At 64.6% G+C, this 18,935-nt stretch carries 15 protein-coding genes and 1 pseudogene; 15 read left to right on the forward strand and 1 reads right to left on the reverse strand.

Annotated elements, in window-relative coordinates; genetic code table 11:
* The 12 genes and pseudogenes from AC1DHX_RS11315 to AC1DHX_RS11370 all read left to right on the forward strand — a co-directional run.
* The coding region (locus AC1DHX_RS11315) for a PLP-dependent aminotransferase family protein (protein WP_476900043.1) at nucleotides 1-672 on the forward strand (672 nt) is incomplete at its 5' end.
* A 117-nt stretch (nucleotides 673-789) separates the two neighbouring features.
* Nucleotides 790-2,187 (forward strand): L-serine ammonia-lyase, encoded by a 1,398-nt coding sequence (locus tag AC1DHX_RS11320; protein WP_476859993.1) that lies wholly within the window; start codon nucleotides 790-792, stop codon nucleotides 2,185-2,187.
* A gap of 14 nt (nucleotides 2,188-2,201) precedes the next feature.
* Nucleotides 2,202-3,209: a lipoyl synthase gene (gene lipA, locus AC1DHX_RS11325; protein WP_476900044.1), complete on the forward strand. Its 1,008-nt coding sequence runs from the start codon at nucleotides 2,202-2,204 to the stop codon at nucleotides 3,207-3,209.
* A 61-nt stretch (nucleotides 3,210-3,270) separates the two neighbouring features.
* On the forward strand, nucleotides 3,271-4,107 hold the full coding sequence (locus AC1DHX_RS11330; RefSeq protein ID WP_476859991.1) for a methylenetetrahydrofolate reductase: 837 nt from the start codon (nucleotides 3,271-3,273) through the stop codon (nucleotides 4,105-4,107).
* Nucleotides 4,097-5,563 (forward strand): D-serine/D-alanine/glycine transporter, encoded by a 1,467-nt coding sequence (cycA, locus tag AC1DHX_RS11335; RefSeq protein ID WP_223913464.1) that lies wholly within the window; start codon nucleotides 4,097-4,099, stop codon nucleotides 5,561-5,563. Before AC1DHX_RS11330 ends, cycA begins: the two co-directional genes overlap by 11 nt.
* A complete protein-coding gene (gene purU / locus AC1DHX_RS11340) occupies nucleotides 5,560-6,489 on the forward strand; it encodes a formyltetrahydrofolate deformylase (RefSeq protein ID WP_223913465.1) in 930 nt (309 codons plus the stop codon). Before cycA ends, purU begins: the two co-directional genes overlap by 4 nt.
* A 672-nt stretch (nucleotides 6,490-7,161) precedes the next feature.
* Nucleotides 7,162-7,242, forward strand: a pseudogene (locus AC1DHX_RS11345) (short-chain dehydrogenase); the annotation flags it as partial.
* 388 nt (nucleotides 7,243-7,630) lie between these two features.
* Nucleotides 7,631-8,533 (forward strand): aminoglycoside phosphotransferase family protein, encoded by a 903-nt coding sequence (locus tag AC1DHX_RS11350; RefSeq protein ID WP_476859990.1) that lies wholly within the window; start codon nucleotides 7,631-7,633, stop codon nucleotides 8,531-8,533.
* A 77-nt stretch (nucleotides 8,534-8,610) separates the two neighbouring features.
* Nucleotides 8,611-10,053, forward strand: a complete 1,443-nt coding sequence (locus tag AC1DHX_RS11355; RefSeq protein ID WP_476860004.1) for an HNH endonuclease signature motif containing protein — start codon at nucleotides 8,611-8,613, stop codon at nucleotides 10,051-10,053.
* A gap of 660 nt (nucleotides 10,054-10,713) precedes the next feature.
* Complete coding sequence (locus AC1DHX_RS11360; RefSeq protein WP_476859989.1) at nucleotides 10,714-11,622, forward strand: phosphotransferase; 909 nt, start codon at nucleotides 10,714-10,716, stop codon at nucleotides 11,620-11,622.
* Nucleotides 11,623-11,745: 123 nt separating this feature from the next.
* The gene (locus tag AC1DHX_RS11365) at nucleotides 11,746-13,038 is read left to right on the forward strand and encodes a C-glycoside deglycosidase beta subunit domain-containing protein (RefSeq protein ID WP_476860003.1); all 1,293 of its coding nucleotides are present in this window, start codon (nucleotides 11,746-11,748) and stop codon (nucleotides 13,036-13,038) included.
* A gap of 32 nt (nucleotides 13,039-13,070) precedes the next feature.
* Nucleotides 13,071-14,549, forward strand: coding sequence for a sugar phosphate isomerase/epimerase family protein (locus tag AC1DHX_RS11370; RefSeq protein ID WP_476900045.1), 1,479 nt, complete (start codon nucleotides 13,071-13,073; stop codon nucleotides 14,547-14,549).
* A gap of 64 nt (nucleotides 14,550-14,613) precedes the next feature.
* On the opposite strand, the gene AC1DHX_RS11375 is transcribed toward AC1DHX_RS11370, so the two are convergent.
* A complete protein-coding gene (locus AC1DHX_RS11375; RefSeq protein ID WP_476859987.1) occupies nucleotides 14,614-15,558 on the reverse strand; it encodes a LysR family transcriptional regulator in 945 nt (314 codons plus the stop codon).
* Nucleotides 15,559-15,786: 228 nt separating this feature from the next.
* Here AC1DHX_RS11375 and AC1DHX_RS11380 point away from each other — a divergent pair, with 228 nt between their 5' ends.
* Genes AC1DHX_RS11380 through AC1DHX_RS11390 form a run of 3 tightly spaced genes read left to right on the forward strand, consistent with a single transcriptional unit; the run spans nucleotide 15,787 to nucleotide 18,930 of the window.
* Nucleotides 15,787-17,076 (forward strand): ABC transporter substrate-binding protein, encoded by a 1,290-nt coding sequence (locus tag AC1DHX_RS11380; RefSeq protein ID WP_230010184.1) that lies wholly within the window; start codon nucleotides 15,787-15,789, stop codon nucleotides 17,074-17,076.
* Nucleotides 17,077-17,130: 54 nt separating this feature from the next.
* Nucleotides 17,131-18,090 (forward strand): carbohydrate ABC transporter permease, encoded by a 960-nt coding sequence (locus AC1DHX_RS11385; protein ID WP_476859986.1) that lies wholly within the window; start codon nucleotides 17,131-17,133, stop codon nucleotides 18,088-18,090.
* Nucleotides 18,091-18,093: 3 nt separating this feature from the next.
* Nucleotides 18,094-18,930, forward strand: a complete 837-nt coding sequence (locus AC1DHX_RS11390; RefSeq protein WP_223913472.1) for a carbohydrate ABC transporter permease — start codon at nucleotides 18,094-18,096, stop codon at nucleotides 18,928-18,930.
* Nucleotides 18,931-18,935: the final 5 nt, after the last annotated feature.

The following is an 18,935-nucleotide window of genomic DNA, read 5'->3' on the forward strand; positions in this document are numbered from 1 at the left end:
CACTTCGCCGGGCTGGTCGCGGCCGGGCTGCACCCGTCCCCGGTCCCGCACGCCCACGTCACCACCTCCACCACGCACAAGACCCTCGCCGGTCCGCGCGGCGGCATCATCCTCTCCAACGACGCCGAGATCGCCAAGAAGATCAACTCCGCGGTGTTCCCCGGCCAGCAGGGCGGCCCGCTGGAGCACGTCATCGCCGGCAAAGCCGTGGCGTTCAAGATCGCCGCCTCGGAGGAGTTCAAGGAACGCCAGGAACGCGTCCTCGCCGGTGCCAGGATCCTCGCCGAGCGCCTGGTCCAGCCGGACGTGACCGCCAAGGGCATCAACGTGATCTCCGGCGGCACCGACGTGCACCTGGTCCTGGTGGACCTGCGCGACTGCGAACTCAACGGCCAGGAAGCCGAGGACCGCCTCGCGGCGATCGACATCACCGTGAACCGCAACGCCGTCCCGTTCGATCCGCGTCCGCCGATGGTCACCTCCGGGCTGCGGATCGGCACCCCGGCGCTGGCCACCCGCGGTTTTGGCGAGGCGGCCTTTACCGAGGTTGCCGACATCATCGCCGAGGCCCTGACCGCCGACGCCGGCGCCGACCTCTCCGGTCTGCGTTCCCGGGTGGAGGCCCTCGCCGCCGCCCACCCGCTCTACCCCTCGGTTGCTAACCTCGCCTAGCGCTCAATGGGCGCATCATCGCACCGGTCCAGGGTCATTGGGGGGCCGGGACCGGTGCGGTGAGCCCCGCCTCTAGTCATTGACCATCATTCTCTTTCTCCGCGGAAGGTACGCATCATGGCAGTTGGAGTCTTCGACCTCTTTTCCATCGGAATAGGGCCATCCAGTTCCCACACCGTTGGCCCCATGCGGGCCGCCGCCGTGTTTGCTGAAGAACTCAAGTCCCTCGGCAAGCTGGCAGAGGCGGCGTCGCTCCGGGTGGACCTCTACGGCTCCCTCGCCGCGACCGGCCACGGCCACGGCACCATGACCGCCATTCTGCTCGGACTCGAGGGCTTCCACCCGGAGCAGATCCTGCCCGAGGAGGTCGAGGAACGGCTCGCCGCGATCGCGGACACCGGGAAACTACAGTTGGCTGGCTCCGTGCAGCTTCCCTACGGGGTGCAGGACATGGTCCTGCGCCCCCTGACCATCCTGCCCCGGCACACCAACGGCATGACCTTCACCGTCTCCGACGCCGACGGCGAGACCCTGCACAGCGCCACGTTCTTCTCCGTCGGCGGCGGCTTCATTGTCCGCGAGGGCGAGGAGGACGCGGCCCTGAAGGAACTCGACGAATCCAAGAAGGAACTTCCCCTGCCGTTCCGCACGGCCGCCGAACTGCTGGAACACTGCCGGACGACCTCGCTGAGCATCAGCGAGGTGATGCGGATCAACGAAGAGGACAGCCGGACAGAGGCCGAAATCTGTGCGGGGCTGCTGCACATCTACTCGGTGATGGAAGGCTGCGTCGAGGTCAGCCTCAAGCGCGTTGGGCTGCTGCCCGGCGGGCTCAAGGTCCGCCGCCGCGCGCCGGACTGGCACGAGCGGCTCATGAAGGAGGATAAGGACCGGGACCCGAAGTACTGGCAGGAATGGGTCAACCTGATCGCGCTGGCCGTGAACGAGGAGAACGCCTCCGGCGGCCGCGTCGTCACCGCCCCGACCAACGGCGCCGCGGGCATCATCCCGGCCGTGCTCTACTACGCGCTGCACTTCGCCCCCGGCATGGACCAGGCCACCCAGGCCGACCGGGACGAGACGATCGTCAAGTTCCTGCTGACCGCCGGCGCCATCGGCGTGCTGTACAAGGAGCAGGCCTCGATTTCCGGGGCGGAGGTCGGCTGCCAGGGCGAGGTGGGTTCGGCGTCGTCGATGGCGGCCGCGGCCCTGGCCGAAGTCATGGGCGGCACGCCCCAACAGGTGGAGAACGCCGCGGAAATCGCGATGGAGCACAACCTGGGCCTGACCTGTGATCCGATCGGCGGGCTGGTCCAGGTCCCGTGCATCGAACGCAACGCGATCGCCGCCGCCAAGGCCATCAACGCCGCCAAGATGGCGCTCTGGGGCGACGGCACGCACCGGGTCTCCCTCGACGAGGTCATCGTGACCATGCGCGAAACGGGCAAGGACATGTCCTCCAAATACAAGGAAACGGCCATGGGCGGCCTTGCCGTCAACGTCGTCGAATGCTGAAGGAAAGAGAACTAATGACACTGGCACCAGAAGGCCGGAAGATGCTGCGCATTGAGCAGCGAAACGCGGCCACACCGGTGGAACGGAAGCCGGAATGGATCAAGGCCAAGGTCCAGATGGGCCCGGAGTTCGTCCAGCTCAAAAACCTCGTGAAGAAGGAGGGCCTCCACACSGTGTGTGAGGAGGCCGGCTGCCCGAACATCTTCGAGTGCTGGGAAGACAAGGAGGCCACSTTCCTGATCGGCGGCTCCGAATGCACCCGGCGCTGCGACTTCTGCCAGATCGACACCGGCAAGCCCTCGCCCGTGGACATGTTCGAGCCCACCAAGGTGGCCCGCTCGGTCCAGGCCATGGCGCTGCGCTACGCCACCGTCACCGGCGTGGCCCGCGACGACCTCGCCGACGAGGGCGTCTGGCTSTACGCCGAGACGGTCCGCAAGATCCACGAACTGAACCCGGGCACCGGCGTCGAACTGCTGATCCCSGAYTTCTCCGGCARGCCCGAGCACATCGCGGCGATCTGCGACTCCAAGCCCGAGGTCTTCGCCCACAACGTCGARACCGTGCCCCGGATCTTCAAGCGGATCCGCCCGGCGTTCCGCTACGAGCGCTCCCTGGACGTCATCACCCAGGGCCGCAAGCTCGGCATGGTGACCAAGTCCAACCTGATCCTSGGCATGGGCGAGACCCGCGAGGAAATCTCCGAGGCGCTGCGGGACCTGCACGAGGCCGGCTGCGACCTGATCACCATCACCCAGTACCTGCGCCCGTCCGAGCGGCACCTGCCGGTGGACCGCTGGGTCAAGCCGCAGGAATTCGTCGACCTGCAGAATGAGGCGGACGAGATCGGCTTCCTGGGCGTCATGTCCGGGCCCCTGGTGCGTTCCTCCTACCGCGCCGGCCGGCTCTGGGCCACCGCGATGCGCAAGAAGGGCTGGGAAATCCCGGCCGAACTCGCGCACATCGAAAGCTCCGGAAGCACCCGCCAGGAAGCCAGCTCGCTGCTGGCAGCTACGGCCTGAACAACCCAACCTTGATGCCCAAAACCTGATACCCAAAAAATCTGATGTTCAGAGAGGACCAATGATGTTCCCCATCAGAATAGAAATCATCCCTTCCGGGGGAATCGTTGAGCGCGTCACGGACCTGGTGCCGTTGACCACGACGCTCACGGTGACGTGCCTGCCCCATCACGGCATCGAGCGGACCATGCGCACTGCCGTGCAGCTTGGTGTGTTGGGCTACACCGTCATCCCGCACCTCGCCGCGCGGACCCTGCATGACCGGGCCGAGCTGACCGGAATCCTCCGCGACTGCGATGCCGCCGGCATCCGCGAGGTCTTTGTCATCGGCGGGGACCGGAAGCAGCCGGCCGGCCCGTATGAGTCCGCCCTTCCTCTGCTGGAGGACATCGCGCAGTACACAGGCGGGTTGATGCGGGCAGGCATTGCGGGCTACCCGGAGGGCCACCCCTCCGCCGGCCCCGTGGAGGTGCTGGACGCCCTCCTGGCAAAACAGCACCTAGCCTCGCACGTTGTGACCCAGATGTGCTTCGCCCCGGAGAAAATCCTTGATTACGCGGCGCTCCTGCGCCGCGAAGGCGTTGAGCTGCCCATCTGGGCAGGGGTGGCGGGGTCCGTGCCCCGGACCAAACTGGTCTCGCTGGCTACGCAGATCGGCGTCGGAAGTTCCCTGAAGTTCCTGAGCCGGAAGGGCCCGCTGGCCCGCAAACTCCTGAGCGGCGACCACTACTCGCCGCAAAGCCTGGTGTCCGGGCTGGAAAACCAGCCTGGCAACCTCGCGGGCATCCATCTCTACAGCTTCAACAGCCTTGACTCGGTTCCCGGCGGACCGGGTCAGGCGCCCATCTCAGCAGCACTCCAGACAGCATTGATTCGAGGAGCAGCACGTGACAACTGAAACCGTAACTTCCCACCAGGAACCGCATCTTGAGCGGCAGCTCAGCAACCGGCACATCCAGCTGATCGCCATTGGCGGCGCCATCGGCACCGGCCTGTTCATGGGCTCGGGCAAAACCATCTCCGCGGCCGGGCCGTCCGTCATCTTCGTCTACATGATCATCGGCTTCATGCTGTTCTTCGTGATGCGGGCCATGGGCGAGCTCCTGCTCAGCAACCTGAACTACAAATCCTTCAGCGACTTCGCAGCGGACCTCCTCGGGCCCTGGGCCGGCTTCTTCACCGGATGGACGTACTGGTTCTGCTGGGTGATCACGGGAATCGCGGACGTCATCGCCATTGCCGGCTACTCCAAGGAACTCTGGCCGGGGCTGCCGCTGTGGATCCCGGGCCTGGCCACCGTGGCCATCCTCCTGCTCCTGAACCTCACCACGGTGAAGGCGTTCGGCGAGACGGAGTTCTGGTTCGCGCTGATCAAGATCGTCGCTATCGTGGCGCTGATCGTGGTGGGCCTGTTTATGATCTTCAGCGGGTTCCAGTCCGATGCCGGCCCTGCCAGCTTCACAAATCTGTGGAGCCACGGCGGATTCTTCCCGAACGAGTTCATGGGTTTTGTGGCCGGCTTCCAGATCGCCGTGTTCGCTTTTGTGGGCATTGAGCTGGTGGGCACCACCGCCGCGGAGGCCAAGGCCCCGGAGAAGAGCCTGCCGAAGGCCATCAACTCCATCCCGATCCGAGTGCTGCTCTTCTACGTGGGCGCCCTGATCATCCTGATGTCTGTCACTCCCTGGACCCAGTTCCAGGCTGGCCACAGCCCGTTCATCGCCATGTTCTCCCTGGCAGGGCTCGGAGCCGCGGCAACGATCGTGAACCTGGTGGTGCTCAGCTCCGCCATGTCCTCGGCCAACTCCGGCATCTACTCCACGTCGCGCATGGTCTACGGGCTGGCCCAGGAGGGCGACGCGCCGTCAGTCTTCAGCAGCCTGTCCCGGCGTAAGGTCCCGCAGAACGCCCTGTTCCTGTCCTGCGTCCTCCTGCTCTCCGGCGTGGTGCTGATGTACGCCGGACAGGACATCGGCAAGGCCTTCGACATGGTGACCACCGTGTCGGCCGTCTGCTTCGTGTTCGTATGGTCCATCATCTTGGCCAGTTACCTGGCCTTCCGCCGTCGCCGCCCGCACCTGCATGACGCGTCCAAGTTCCAGATGCCCGGCGGAATCCCCATGGTCTGCGTGGTCTTCGCGTTCTTCGCCTTCGTCCTCTGGGCGTTGACCACGCAGCCGGACACACTTCTGGCACTCCTGGTAACGCCGGTCTGGTTCATTCTGCTCGGCGCCGCGTGGTTCGTGCTGCGCCGGCGCCCCGCGCACTTGGCCCGCTATGAAAGCTTCCAGGCTGAGCTCGCGCAGGACGAGGAATCAGCTGTTGCGCGAAAGTTTGAGAAGGTGCAGAAATGACCGCACAGACCCCAAACAGCCCCGAGCCTGCAGCTGTGGAACCCGGTGCCACGGCAGAGCACATCCTGACCGTCGACTGTGTTGAGTCGCCGGGCATCGTCCATTCGGTCTCGGGATTCCTGCTCAACCACGGCTGCGACATCCTGGACATCAAGCAGTACGGGGACAAGGGGCAACGGCACTTCTTTATGCGCGTCCACTTTTCCTCGGGTTCCTCCTCCGACTCCTCCTTAGGGCGGGATTCCTTCAGCACCGAGGACCTGCGCCGCGACTTCACGCCTGTGGCCGAAAAGTGGGAGATGAATTGGCAGCTGGAACCGCACGGCCGCAAACGCCGTGTCCTGGTGATGGTGTCCAAAATGGGCCACTGCCTCAACGATCTACTCTTCCGGGCACGCACCGGCGACATCCCGGTGGAAATCGTCGCGGTGGTATCCAACCACCGCGACCAGGAGGGCCTGGTCCAGTGGCACGGCATCCCGTTCTTCCACCTGCCAGTCACCAAGGACACCAAGCCCGAGGCGGAGGCCCGGCTAATGGAGCTGGTGGACGCCTTCGACGTGGAACTCGTGGTCCTGGCCCGTTACATGCAGGTCCTGAGCGATGAGCTCTCGGCTCAGCTGGCGGGACGGACCATCAACATCCACCACTCGTTCCTGCCCAGCTTCAAAGGCGCAAAGCCGTACCACCAGGCCTACGACCGCGGCGTCAAGACCGTGGGCGCCACGGCTCACTACGTCAACGCCGAACTCGACGAGGGCCCGATCATTTCCCAGCAGGTCATCGAGGTGGACCACACGTACACCGCTGATGACCTGGTGGCGGTGGGCCGGGACGCCGAATGCGCGGCCCTCCGCAACGCCGTCCGCTGGCATTGTGAAGGCAGGATCCTGCTGCTCGGCAACCGCACCGTCATCTTGCGGTAGGCCATGAAACCGACAAATGTGCCACGCTGGCGCCCAGTGTCGTGGAACGCCTTGCCCGTCGGGCAGCCGGTGAGGCTCTCGCAGGACGGCCGCCCTATCGGCTCCGGCACCGTGGACGGAACCACGCCAGACGGATCCATCATCTGGGTTGTCCTTGACGGCTGGTCCGAACGGCGAATGTTCCACCGGGAGGATTATGTTCGGGTCGAAATTAGCGCGTAGCCGGCCGCGGCCAGCGCGCGAGTCATCGCACCGGAAGCGCGCTGATCGGCGGTTGCGCAGGGAAACCTGGGCTGTCATTCTCGCGGCCGGTGCCCTGTTGGCAGTGATCCTGTGGCAGGCGCTGTCCTATGGAAACTGACAAAACGCCAGCGGACGACGCCGACTGGGCTCCATAGAAGGTCAAGACGACGGCATCAGAGTCCGTCGAATTCAGACTGGTTCGATTTTGCTGGGCCGGGGTTCAGCATAATGTCCGTTCTGCTTGCTCGGGATCTCGGTCGGCGCTCAGGGGAGCGCGTACACGCGTCGGGCGTTGTCGCGTCCGACGAGTTGCACGATCCTGCGGGCGTCCGCCTCGGAACAGTCGTCGTCGTCGATCCATTCGCCGACTACCTTGGTGATTGCGTTGCGCCACAGTCTCGCTCCGAGGTAGTGAAGTTCGGCTGGGCCGCCACCGCCGCGCAGCTCGCCGCCTCCATCACCTTCCTGCTCAGCGACGACGGCACCAACGTCAACGGCGCCACCGTCGCTCGTTTACCTGCGTCAGGAGGGCGGCGCAGCGACGGTTCAAGTCCACCCTCCGGACGCCGCGACCGGCTTTCTGGAAAAGTTGCGCAGCCAGGTGTGGGACAAGCCCGAGGTGATAGGGCAGCTGATGACGGCAGCGCCGACGGCCAGGATTCCGGAAGAGGTGGCCCGCGAGGGCCAGGGCGCGGGCTGACCGCTGAGAATCCGATGGTCCCCGCCGGATGAGCTAGCCGCAACTTCATGTCGTCCCAGGACGACGGCGGAACGTCCCGCCGCCGCCGGATTCCATGTCCTCGTTCTGTACCCCGTCGGCTCTTGGGGGTCTTGACCTATATTCGGACAAGGGAAAGGACTGGACTGCATTGCAGGCCGAAGGAAGGCGGATTTCTGAATGGCTCGAATGCCGCCAGCCACGGTGGAAGTGAGTGACGCGGTGGTCCAGCGCCTCGTCCGGGACCAGCGGCCCGACCTCGGCGATTGTCCTTTAGCGCGGGTTGCGAACGGCTGGGACAACGCGACCTTCCGGCTCGGTGACGATCTGGCCGTCCGGCTTCCGCGCAGGGCGGAGGCCGTTCCGCTGATACTGCATGAGCAGCGCTACCTTCCCGACATAGCTCGCCGCTCCCCGGTTGCGGTTCCTGTCCCCGTCCATGCCGGCAGGCCGACGTCGGACTTTCCATGGCCGTGGAGCATTGTGCGGTGGGTCCCCGGAGCCGCTGCGGCCGACGTCGGGCCGGCAGGCCGCGGGCCGGCGGCTAAGGGCCTCGCCGATTTCCTGCTGTCCCTCCACGTGCCCGCCGAAACCGGCGTCCCGGTCAACCCTTTCCGGGGCGTGCCGCTGGCGGACCGTGACGCTGTGCTGATAGAACGGCTCGGGGACCGCGAACGCTACCCGCAGGCGGCAGCGCTGAGAGCAGTGTGGGCGCAGGCCTGCGCCGCCAAAGCCTGGGATGGTCCGGCGATGATGCTCCACGGGGACCTCCACCCTGGCAACATCCTGCTGGCGGACGACGGCTGCCTGGCCGGCGTCATCGATTTCGGCGACGTCGGGGCAGGGGACCCGGCTGTCGACATTGCGGTGGGGTGGCTGATGTTCGACGCCGGCACCCGCCACCGCTTCATGGGCGCCTTTGGCTCCGCAGTAGATGGAGACACCTGGATGAGGGCCCGCGGTTGGGCCCTCATCCTGTCCACCGCCATGCTGAGCAACTCCGACGATAATCCTCGGATGTTCAGCGTAGGAAAGTTCGGGATCAGGCAGATCCTGGATGACGGACTTCGCCTGCAACTCTGACGCCTGCGTTAAATGTCAGTGGCGGCTGCCATGCTGAGGGTGTGGAAGGCAAAGCAGCTGCGGAGACGTTGGAGGCCATGGAGGCCTCCCTTGCCAGGTTGTGTGCATTTGCAGGTCGCGGAGCCGGGAACGCGGCCTCGACTGGCGCCGACCCTCTTCGGGACGAAGCGGACGCGTGCCTGGACGGTATGGCTGAGGTCGCCAGCATGGAAGCCAGGCTGGCCGCCCTGAAAGTGCACTTCGCCGCCGGATATGCCCGCGCTGCCGTCGCCATGGCGGGCCCATCCGATTCCCCGCAGGAGCGCACCGCCCAGGAAATGGCCGTGACAGCAGAGGTGGCCTGTGTCCTGACCGTGAGTGAAAGATCGGCGGCGGCGCTCCTGGCAGAGTCGGCCACCCTGACCACTAAGTTGCCCCTGACGCTGTCTGCGCTGCAAGTAGGGAGCATTTCATGGCAACACGCGCGGGTGATGTGTGATGAAACGTCCGGTCTGGACCTCGCCGCGGCGGCTGCTTTGGAGGCTCATTTCCTGGACCCCGAAGCTCCCTTTGCCGCGCGTGGCTGCCCGGCGGGGGAGCTGGTGCCGGGCAGGTTCCGGGCCAAGGCGCGCAGATGGCGTGAGCTGCACCATCCCGTAAGCATCGAAGCCCGCCACCGCAAGGGTGTGGAGGACCGTCGGCTGGAATATGTGCCGGACCGGGACGGCATGGCCTGGCTCTCGGCCTATCTGACTGCGGATGTGGCGGTGGCTGCATGGTCCCGTGCCACGGAAGCGGCCCGTGCCCTGCAGGAGCCGAATGAATCCCGGACCCTGACCCAGCTCCGTGCGGACGTCGCCGCCGACTGGCTGCTGGCGGGGGTGGCGGAAGGAACTCCGTCACCCAAGGCGCAGGTCCTGGTGACCGTGCCGGTGCTGTCTCTTTTGGGCGCCGAGTCGGAACCGGCCACGCTGGACGGGTATGGTCCCGTTCCGCCGAGCATCGCCCGCCGGCTTGTGGGGGATGGCGCCGGATCGTTCCTGCGTGTGCTGACCGATCCGCGCAGCGGAGCGCCGCTGGAGATCGGACGGACCAGCTACCGGGTTCCGAAGGCGATGCGCCAATGGTTGCGGCTTCGGGATGGCCGGTGCCCTTTTCCGGGCTGCAACAACCATTCCCTGGATAACGAAGCGGATCATCTGTTGGCTTGGTCCGAGGGAGGCGGCACCGGGGTCACCAATCTGGGCCAGCCATGCCGGCGGCACCACCGGCTCAGACACACCACAGCATGGAGGCCGGTTGACGCGACCCGGGACAAGCCACCCGGCTGGATCTCACCTGCGGGACGCTCCTATCCCAGCGAACAACAAGACTGGGAACCACCACGCTGGCCGCAGCACCTCGGCCACGCGGGTGAAGGCCGGGAGTTGGAACCGCCCGACTGGCCGGACGTACTTGTCGGCGCTGTTGGACCCGGAGAGACCGGGCCGCCACTGCCGGTGGATCCCTTTCCTGACTGGGCACTGTTCATCGCGGCGTAGGAGCGGGGCTCCATGTTTCCCTCCCCGTCCAATGAGAGGCTCGAAAGGATGTGCCGGCCATTGGCCTGCACCCCTGCCTCCGCCGTGACCCTGAGCCGTGACCCTGAAAGGCCGGATCGGCCAGGACGAACGCGACTCAGGCCACCGTCCCCCCGCCCATCACGGTCCGGGTCAATCTCGACTCACCGGACGGGTTCGTCGGGTCTGCCTGCTGCGGCGATCCTGCGACGCATGACGCCGAGTGGACGGGGAAGAAGGCCTTGATGAAAGTTTCTTCATGACCGTTTCATCCCTGCCTCATTGTTGTCGTTCACGCTGGACACACGAATGGCTTGCGCCGGAAGAGCGTGGGTATGGGGAAGCGGGGGCATTGTGTACGGAGCATGGCTGTCTACTGTTCGGGGGCACGGCACGCCTGGAACGCGTCAATCTGCTGCGTCGCACCACTCGCTGGTGTCTCCGCCAGTCCATGGAATTGATTCCATGGATTGGCCCTCCGCCGTTCCGGCGTCTGCCGACGACGATACCGGCACGTCCTGGCTGGTTCAGCGGGCTTGGCCAGAGAAGACACCAGGAGAATTTGTACTGGAGGTCCGGACGCCGGGAGTGCCAGGCGTCCGGGGAGCTTATTTGCGTCACGGGCAGTTCGAACTAATCCCGTTGGACGATCCGGGGCTTCCCGCCTTGCGGGGGGAAGCGCAGCAGGGGGAATTGATTTCGTATTGGCCGTACCATCAGGCTGTCGTCCGGGCGGAGGGCCGCTATATAAAGATCTTCGGGCCCGGGGGCGCCGTCGTACCGGCCGAGCGCTGCGCACAAATGAACGTCCTACTGGACGCCGGCAACTTCACAACGCCCAGAATCCTTCGTCAGAGTTCCCAGGCGGACGTCATCGCTTTCAGCGCCATTCCGGGACCGACTCTGAACGAGCTGGGCCGGGTGGAAGCGGCCGTCTGCGATGAAGCGTTCGCCAGGGCATGGGAGAAATGGTCGCGCGCCTGGGTCGCGGAACTGAACGGCTCCCATGGTCCAGCAGCACGAGGCGTTCTCGACAGCCTTCCGCTCCGTTCAGCAGAGTGGGAAGCCACGAAGGTGTGTCGACGGGTGGACGACTGGTTGCGGCACAATGAAAACGTCCCCGAGTTGTCGTCTCAGCGCGCTGTCTTGCGCGCCGCGGCAGAGCACGTGGCCATGAACCTCGCACGGACGGCACCGGATCCGGTGGTATGGGCCCACGGAGACCTGTACGACAAGCAAATCATCGTTCCTGACGGCGACATCCCGCCCGGGCTGCTGGACTTCGACAGTACGGCCCGACACGAGGCCGCCCGGGATCTGGCCGGCCTGGACGTCCATCTGGAGCTGCATCTACGAAACAACCGCATGACGCCGGCACGCTATCTGACGGCTCACACGCAGGTGCTGGCCGTGGCCGAGGAACTGCGCGTCAGTCCAGCCCGGTTCGATGCGTACTCGGACGCCATCTGGCTCCGTCTGGCACTTTCTCCGTTACCTGGCCGCTTCTCTCTGGCCATCGGCGTCCTCGCGGAACGGGCCGAAAGGAGCTGAGGCCCTCGAAGCGGCCAGGCCGGCGAGCCCTTGGCATGTTTTGCCGGTTAGCCGCTCACTTAGGTGTAAAAGCGACAGAATGATTGCTACTCTGGATTCTGCACCTAGAGAGAGTGAGCAATGATGCTTCTCGAAAGAGACCTCATCCAGTCCGTCGGCTTCCGCAACGTAATGGACGGCGGACGTGTAACCGGCTTTCAGTTCCGGGTCCGGATGCCTTCCTACCGGGGCATGGCCGCGTCCCTCATCGATGGCATCGCCGTTCGCGTGGGCGGCATCGTCGACGTCGGACCTGACGTTCCGCTGTGGACCTTCGGCGGGCGGACCTACACCCTGCAGCAGCTCTGGGAAAGTGATGGCGTGCGCTGGCCCCTTGAGGAAGCGGCAGTGGTCACCGTTCCCCTCGATGGCGGCCTGCCGCAGGGCGTCCACGAGCTCTCCATCGAGCTGCGGCTGCGGATGTCCTACATACCAGTCGAGCACCAGCCCACCACCCACCGGACCAGCCGCAAGGTGACCCTCGCGCCGGAAGGCGGCGAAGGTACCTTCCGCTACGGCGTTTCCCTCTACAGCTTTATGGGCGATTACGGCACGGTGATGGACCTTGAGACGGCGCTGGCCGCCGTCGCCGACGTGGGCGCCACCGGCGTCGAGATCCTCGGCGAAGGCCACGTTCCCAACTATCCGGAACCGTCCCCGGCCTGGATCGATAACTGGTTCGGCCTGCTGGAGAAGTATTCGCTGGAGCCGACGAACTACGGTTCCTGGATTGACACCCGTCTTCACCCGGGCCGCACCATGACGGTCGCCGAGGGTGCGGAGGCCCTGCAGCGGGACCTGCGGCTTGCCAACCAATTGGGTTTCGGCTTCGTGCGCCCCAAGATCGGCGTGGTGTCCAGCGATCTGGTCCCAGACCCCATCTGGACCGAGTCCGTGGAACGCTCCCTTGATCTGGCCCACGAGTTGGGGATCATCATCTGCCCGGAGATTCATTCGCCGACGCCCATCAGGCACCCCGTCGTCGAGGACTACATCGCCCTCATCGAACGAACAGGAACCAAGAACTTCGGCCTGCTCATCGACACCGGAATCTTCCAGGACCGGCCCATTCCGCTGCGCGCAGGTGAGACCCGCAAGACCCGTCCGGCCTTCCTCGACGGCATCGGCGTCGACCCCGCCGACTTCGCCGATATCGCCCAGTATGTGGTGTTCGTCCAGGCGAAGTTCCACGACATCAACGAGCGGCTGGAAGACCAGCAGATTCCCTGGCTGCCCGTGCTCAAGGCCCTCAAGGACTCCGGCTACACCGGTTATCTCTCCAGTGAATATGAAGGCGAACGCACGCCATGGCACGCCATTGACCAAGTGCGGCGCCAACACGCCCTGATCCGCCGCATCACCGGCGAACTTACCTGACCCATCCCCTTTTCCCAGTAAAGAGAGCAACAATGCCAAACGGACTTCTTGACGATGCAAGCCTCCGCACCCATCCCGACGGTCTCGCGCTTGCCCTGACCCTGCCGTGGTACCGAAGTCTGTGGCTCTCCTCGGTCTCCAGCCTGCGGCTCACCGTCGACGGCCAGGATATCCCCGCCGGGAACTTGTCCCTGGAACTGGGCGGTGTCCGCTATGCGCTCCCGGACCTGCCCGCTCAAAGCGAAACGCTCTGGTACCTCCAGGAACATCCCTTGCTAATCGCCACAACGGAGAGCCCTGTTGCCTTGGGCGAGCAGCACACCGTCCGGCTCGTCGGTGAGCTGCGCCTGCCGTACATGCAGATTGTGCCCGGCCAGGACGGCGGTCCCGGCATGTACGTTCCCAACTTCGTGAACCAGACGTTGGAGCTGACCGTCACGGACAGGGCTGCGGCGGCACCGGAACTGACGACAGCGGTCACGCCGCCCCCACCGAAAGCGGAGGAAGATCCGTTCTCGCTGGGGCTCACCCTGTACTCGGCAAGCGCCGAATTCCGGGCCGGCTGGTACGACTTCGACGGTCTGCTGAACCGCGTGGCCGAGCTCGGCATCGGCCCCGGGATCGAGATTGTGGCATCGCAGGTCCTGCCTACCTATCCCAACGTGACTGACGACTTCGTGCGCTCGTGGCAGCGCGCCTTCGACAAGCACGGCTTCACCGCCAGCTCCTTCGGCGCCAATCTGGACATGGGACGCCGCCGTGACCGCGACATGACCCCGGACGAGGAGTACGAGTTCACGCAGACACTCTTCCACGGCGCCAAGAAGCTCGGTTTTCCGCTGGTCCGCATCCAGAGCGCGAAGCCGGACCTGCTTCGCCGGCTGCTGCCGCTCGCCGAGGACCTCGAACTCAAACTTGCCTACGAGATCCATGCACCGCTGGGACCCAACTCGCCCGAGATCATGAAGGTCCGCGACGTCTACGCCGAGCTGGATTCACCGCTGTTGGGCTTCGTGGCTGACTTCTCCTCAACCATGCACAGCATGTCTCCCACGCTCCTGCGCGCGGTTCGCCGTGCCGGGCTGGACGATGAAGCTGTCGAAAGGCTGCAGGCTATATGGGGCACTGAGGCACCGATGCGGGTGYGGCAGGAGGAGTTCATTGCGTACCTGCGGGGACATGACTTCGATCCTGCCCGGCTTGGGTCCTTCGCCCACCTGGCGTTCAACATGCACGGCCACGTCAACCCGAAGGAGTGGGCTGACATCATGCCGCAAATCATGCACGTCCACGCGAAGTTCTACGACATTGATGAGCAGGGCAACGAGCCGGCCATCGACTATCCGGAACTGGTCCGCGTATTCGTCGAAGGCGGCTACCGCGGTTACTGGTCCAGCGAATGGGAAGGCCATGCCTTCGCTGAGCTCGGTGAGGTGGATCCGCTGCTGCTGGTGCGGAAGCAGCATGACCTCGTCCGCAAGAGCATGCGGACGGCGCTGGCATCAGCCTGACCTGAAAGACCGACGTCCCATAGCCTCGATGCCCGTCCGTTTAGCCGGCCGGGCATCGAGGCATTTAAGGGGCTTCCTTGGTTGCGGCGGCGGCCACGATGTCGGCAGCCTCTTTGAAGAGGCCCCGCATCCACTCATGCTCGGAGTCGCGGTTGTGCACGGGGTGCCACCACAAGGCATTAACCAGCGGCGTGGCATCGAAGGGCAGCGGCAGGATCCGAATCCCGCCCACGCGCAGGGCGAACGGCACCAGGGCCGCCTGGATGAGCGCGATCCGGTTGGTCCCAACCACAAAATGCGGCAAGGACTGGAAACTTTCAACAACCACGTCCACGCGGGGCTCAACGCCCAGCTGCTGGATCTGCCGTTCCGCCGACGTTGAGGCTGAGCGCGTCTGATAGGTCATCACCCAGGGAAGTTCAGCGATGTTTTCCATGGTGATTTGCTCGCCGACGGCTTCATTTGACGTGGAGACCACGGCCACCCACCCGTCCCTCCACAGGTCCAGGTAGGGCAGCCCGGTGAGGAATCCATGCGGAATCACCATGCCGTCCACCGATCGAAGGCGGTTGGCTGCATCCTCCACCACCATCGGATTGTGGAGCATAAACCGGAACCGGACACCTGGGGCGCGCTCGGCTGCAAGCTCGGAAACAACCCGGCCAATGGTAGTGAAGCCGTAATCCGAGCCGTAGATGGAGAACTCGCGCTCGGATTCTGTGGGCTCCCAGGTGGCCTGGCTTTCGAAGACGCGGCGTGCGGCCTCCAGCGCGGTGGTGGTGTGCTCGGCGAGCCGGAGGGCGAAGGGGGTGAGGTCGTAAGCATTGCCGCGGCGGGCCAGGATCGGGTCCCCAAAGTGGGATCGGAGCCGGGCGAGCGAGGCGCTGAGCGCCGGCTGGCTGAGGTGGAGCCGCTCGGCCGCCCTGGTAACGCTTCGCTCGGTAATGAGGGCATCCAGCGAGATCAGCAGGTTGAGGTCGAGACGGGAAAGCAGGACATGTTTCGTCACGGCGCAGCGATCCTTTGAAAGTGGAACCGTTTCAAGGGAGCTTATCAGCGGGATCAATAACCTAGGCGAAGCCATCAGGCGTCTGAATAGACCTTCCGCGGACCCCCGTTAAACTTATGTCCGTCATAGCAAAGACTTATGTGTCTTTTAGGCACATCTCCTGCATACTTGTGAGTGACCGGGGTCACGACACCCGGATTTTGGACAATGAAGTCAGAAAGGCTGGACATGACACAGCACCGTCGCTATTCAGGCCTGAAGGTCGGCGCCCTCGCCGTCCCCACCGTCGCAGCACTCATTCTTACCGGTTGCTCGGCCTCCACCGGCAGCAGCTCCTCTTCGGGTGGTTCCCAGGAATTTTCACTGTCCTTCGCGACATCCAACACCATCGAGAGCCCCTTCCAGGTGTTGGCAGAAAATTACATGAAGTCACACCCGAACGTGAAAATCACCTTCAATCCTCAGCCGAACGACTCCTATGACCAGACCCTGCGCACACAGCTCCAGGCCGGAAACGCCTCAGACGTCGTAGTGACCTCACCCGGCTCCGGCACCGGCCGCAGCATCCTGCCGCTCGTCCAGGCAGGTTTCCTTGAGCCGCTTGACGATGCCGCGAAGCAACTGCTCCCCGAGGGAAGCGCCAGCACGTTTGGAACCGACGGCAAGGTGTACGGCCAGGCCACGGAAATTACGATCTCTGCCTTGGTGAGTAATGAGACGGCTGCAGCTGCAGCCGGTGGCTTCCCTGCCGACTATTCCTCCCTCCAGCAGCAGTGCAAGGCTCTGGAGTCCTCCGGTAAATCCCTCTTTGCCCTTGCCGGATCAGCCCCTCCCAACACAGGGCTGATGGCGATGTCCCTGGCAGCCTCGCGCGTCTACGCGGAAGACCCGAAATGGAACGATAAGCGCGCTGCCAAGGAAGCCACCTTCGCCGGCTCGGACGGTTGGAAGTCGGCCCTCGAAGCAGTTAATACCTTGAAGGACGCGGGCTGCTTCCAGAAGGGTGCTGCCGGCGGCGGCTTCGATGCCATCACCAAGGGGCTTGCCAGCGGAACGTCCGTGAGCGGCTTCATCCCGGCTCCAAGCTGGAAGCAGCTGCAGTCCGCCGCTGGGGGCTCCCAGTTCGCCGTACGGCCGTTCCCGGCGGAACAGGGCTCAGGTAATAGCTACGTATTTGCCAGCGCAAACTACGCCTTCTCCATCAACGCGGCCTCCAAGAACAAGGACGCTGCCAAGGCCTTCCTCGACTGGGCCGCCCAGCCTGAGCAGACCAAGGCATTCGCAGAAATCGACGGTGCCCTGCCGGTCAGCGGACTCGACAAGTACGATTTCGACGGCGGCGCCTATAAGAACGTCGGAGGCCTGATGAAGGACGGCAAGTACGGCCCCCTGCCTAACATCCAGTGGCCGAATTCCGCCGTCTACGACGCGCTGGCCACGGGGGTCCAGGGCATCATCACCGGCCAGAAGAGCCCTGACCAGGTCCTGCAGGCCATGGACGCGGCCTGGGATCAGTAGCAGTTCTTGACCATCAACGTTCCGACGACTCAAAGGGACAAGCAAGGAATACCAATGACTGCGACGATGCAACCGAAAAGCGAAGCAGCTGAAGCACCCCGGCGAGGCAAGCGGACGCCGGGGGCGGGTGAGAACACCCGTCCCCGGCGGGGGCCCATGCAGTTCGGGCACTGGTGGTGGGCGCTGCCCGGGATCGCCCTGGTGTTTGCCATCCACTACGTGGCAACCGGAATCGGCGGATTCTTCGCCTTTACCAACTGGACGGGCATCGGCTCGTTCAAAATCACGGGCTGGACAAACTTTGAGGCCATCTTCAAGGACCCCACGAAACTCGGAGCCCTCTTCAACACCCTCTTTCTGGCCTTTGGCTCGGTTCTCCTGGGCAACATCGCCGGGTTGGTCATTGCGCTGGGCCTGAACCGCGTCGTCAAGACGCGCTACATCCTCCGGACCCTCTTCTTCATGCCGGTGGTGCTCAGCCCGCTAGCCACGGCCTACATCTGGAAATACATCTTCGACTTCGACGGTCCGCTCAATGCCTTCCTTACGGCAATAGGCGCCGGCGACCAGGCCAAGCCGTGGCTGGCCGACCCGCAGTGGGCCATCTGGACCGTGCTGGTGGTGCTGGTCTGGTCTTCCACCGGCTTTGCCATGGTGATTTTTATGGCCGGCCTGGCCGGTGTCCCCGTGGAAGTGGAGGAGGCGGCGGCCATTGACGGTGCCAATCTGTGGCAGCGGTTCCGCAACGTTACGCTGCCCGCCATCCGCCCCGCCGTCGCCATCGCCACCACGCTGGGAATCGTCCAGGGGCTGCGCGTCTTCGATCCCATCATGGCGCTCACCGGCGGCGGACCTGCCGGAGCGACGGAAACGCTGGCCACGCTGGTTTACAAGCAGGCCTTTGCGCTCGGGAACTTCGGGGGCGGTGCCGCCCTGGCCCTGGTGCTCGCCGCCATCATCCTGATCTTCGCCGTTCTCCAGCAGCGGCTGACGCGTTCGAACCCTGAGGACTAAGCCATGTTCCGCTACACCAAACTCACCCTGCTCCGCGAAGTCGGCCTCTGGGCGCTGGCCCTGGTGTTCCTCGCACCGTTCTACTTCCTGGTGACAACTGCCCTGAAGCCGGACAACGAGTTGTTCACCACCTCGGCCCTGGCTCCGCCAACAAGCCCCGACTTCAGCAACTTCATCGACGTCCTCACCGCCACCGGCAACTCCAACGTGGTGATGGGCCTGGTCAACAGCGCCATCATCACCGCAGGCAGCATCGTGGGGCTGATCGCACTCGGTTCCATCACCGGATATGTCATCTCCCGCAGCACCCGACGCTGGAGCAAGGGCGCGTATTACCTCTTCCTGATCGCCATCATCCTCCCCGGCCAGCTCGGCGCCGTCCCGCTCTACATGGGTGCACGGGCCCTTGGGCTCACCGGATCCGCTTGGGGCCTGATCATCCTCTACACGGGCATGCTCCTGCCGTTGTCGATCTTCCTCTACGCAAACTTCTTCCGCGGCCTCGGCACGGACTACGAAGAAGCGGCCACCATCGACGGCGCGAGCAAATCCCAGATTTTCTCCAAGGTGGTGTTCCCCATGATGGCGCCAGCCACGGGAACGGTCACCATCTTCGCCGGGCTCATCGTGTGGAACGACTTCTTCACGTCGCTGATCTTCCTGGGCGGCTCCGCCAACCAGACGCTGCCGGTGGCCATGTACTACTACATCGGCTCCCTGGTCTCCCAGTGGAACTCGATCTTCGCGATAGTGATCGTCTCCATGATTCCCATCCTGGCGCTGTTCCTGTTCGCGCAGAAACGGTTCATCCAGGGCTTCTCCGGCGGCCTGAAGGGCTGACCCGC

The sequence above is a fragment of the Arthrobacter sp. 05N33_2 genome (assembly GCF_056397425.1).

Coding starts and splice junctions, on each gene's coding strand:
- AC1DHX_RS11320 (WP_476859993.1), top strand. CDS start 790: ATGGCAGTTGGAGTCTTCGACCTCTTTTCCATCGGAATAGGGCCATCC.
- AC1DHX_RS11330 (WP_476859991.1), top strand. CDS start 3,271: ATGATGTTCCCCATCAGAATAGAAATCATCCCTTCCGGGGGAATCGTT.
- purU (WP_223913465.1), top strand. CDS start 5,560: ATGACCGCACAGACCCCAAACAGCCCCGAGCCTGCAGCTGTGGAACCC.
- AC1DHX_RS11350 (WP_476859990.1), top strand. CDS start 7,631: ATGGCTCGAATGCCGCCAGCCACGGTGGAAGTGAGTGACGCGGTGGTC.
- AC1DHX_RS11355 (WP_476860004.1), top strand. CDS start 8,611: ATGGAGGCCTCCCTTGCCAGGTTGTGTGCATTTGCAGGTCGCGGAGCC.
- AC1DHX_RS11365 (WP_476860003.1), top strand. CDS start 11,746: ATGCTTCTCGAAAGAGACCTCATCCAGTCCGTCGGCTTCCGCAACGTA.
- AC1DHX_RS11380 (WP_230010184.1), top strand. CDS start 15,787: ATGACACAGCACCGTCGCTATTCAGGCCTGAAGGTCGGCGCCCTCGCC.
- AC1DHX_RS11385 (WP_476859986.1), top strand. CDS start 17,131: ATGACTGCGACGATGCAACCGAAAAGCGAAGCAGCTGAAGCACCCCGG.
- AC1DHX_RS11390 (WP_223913472.1), top strand. CDS start 18,094: ATGTTCCGCTACACCAAACTCACCCTGCTCCGCGAAGTCGGCCTCTGG.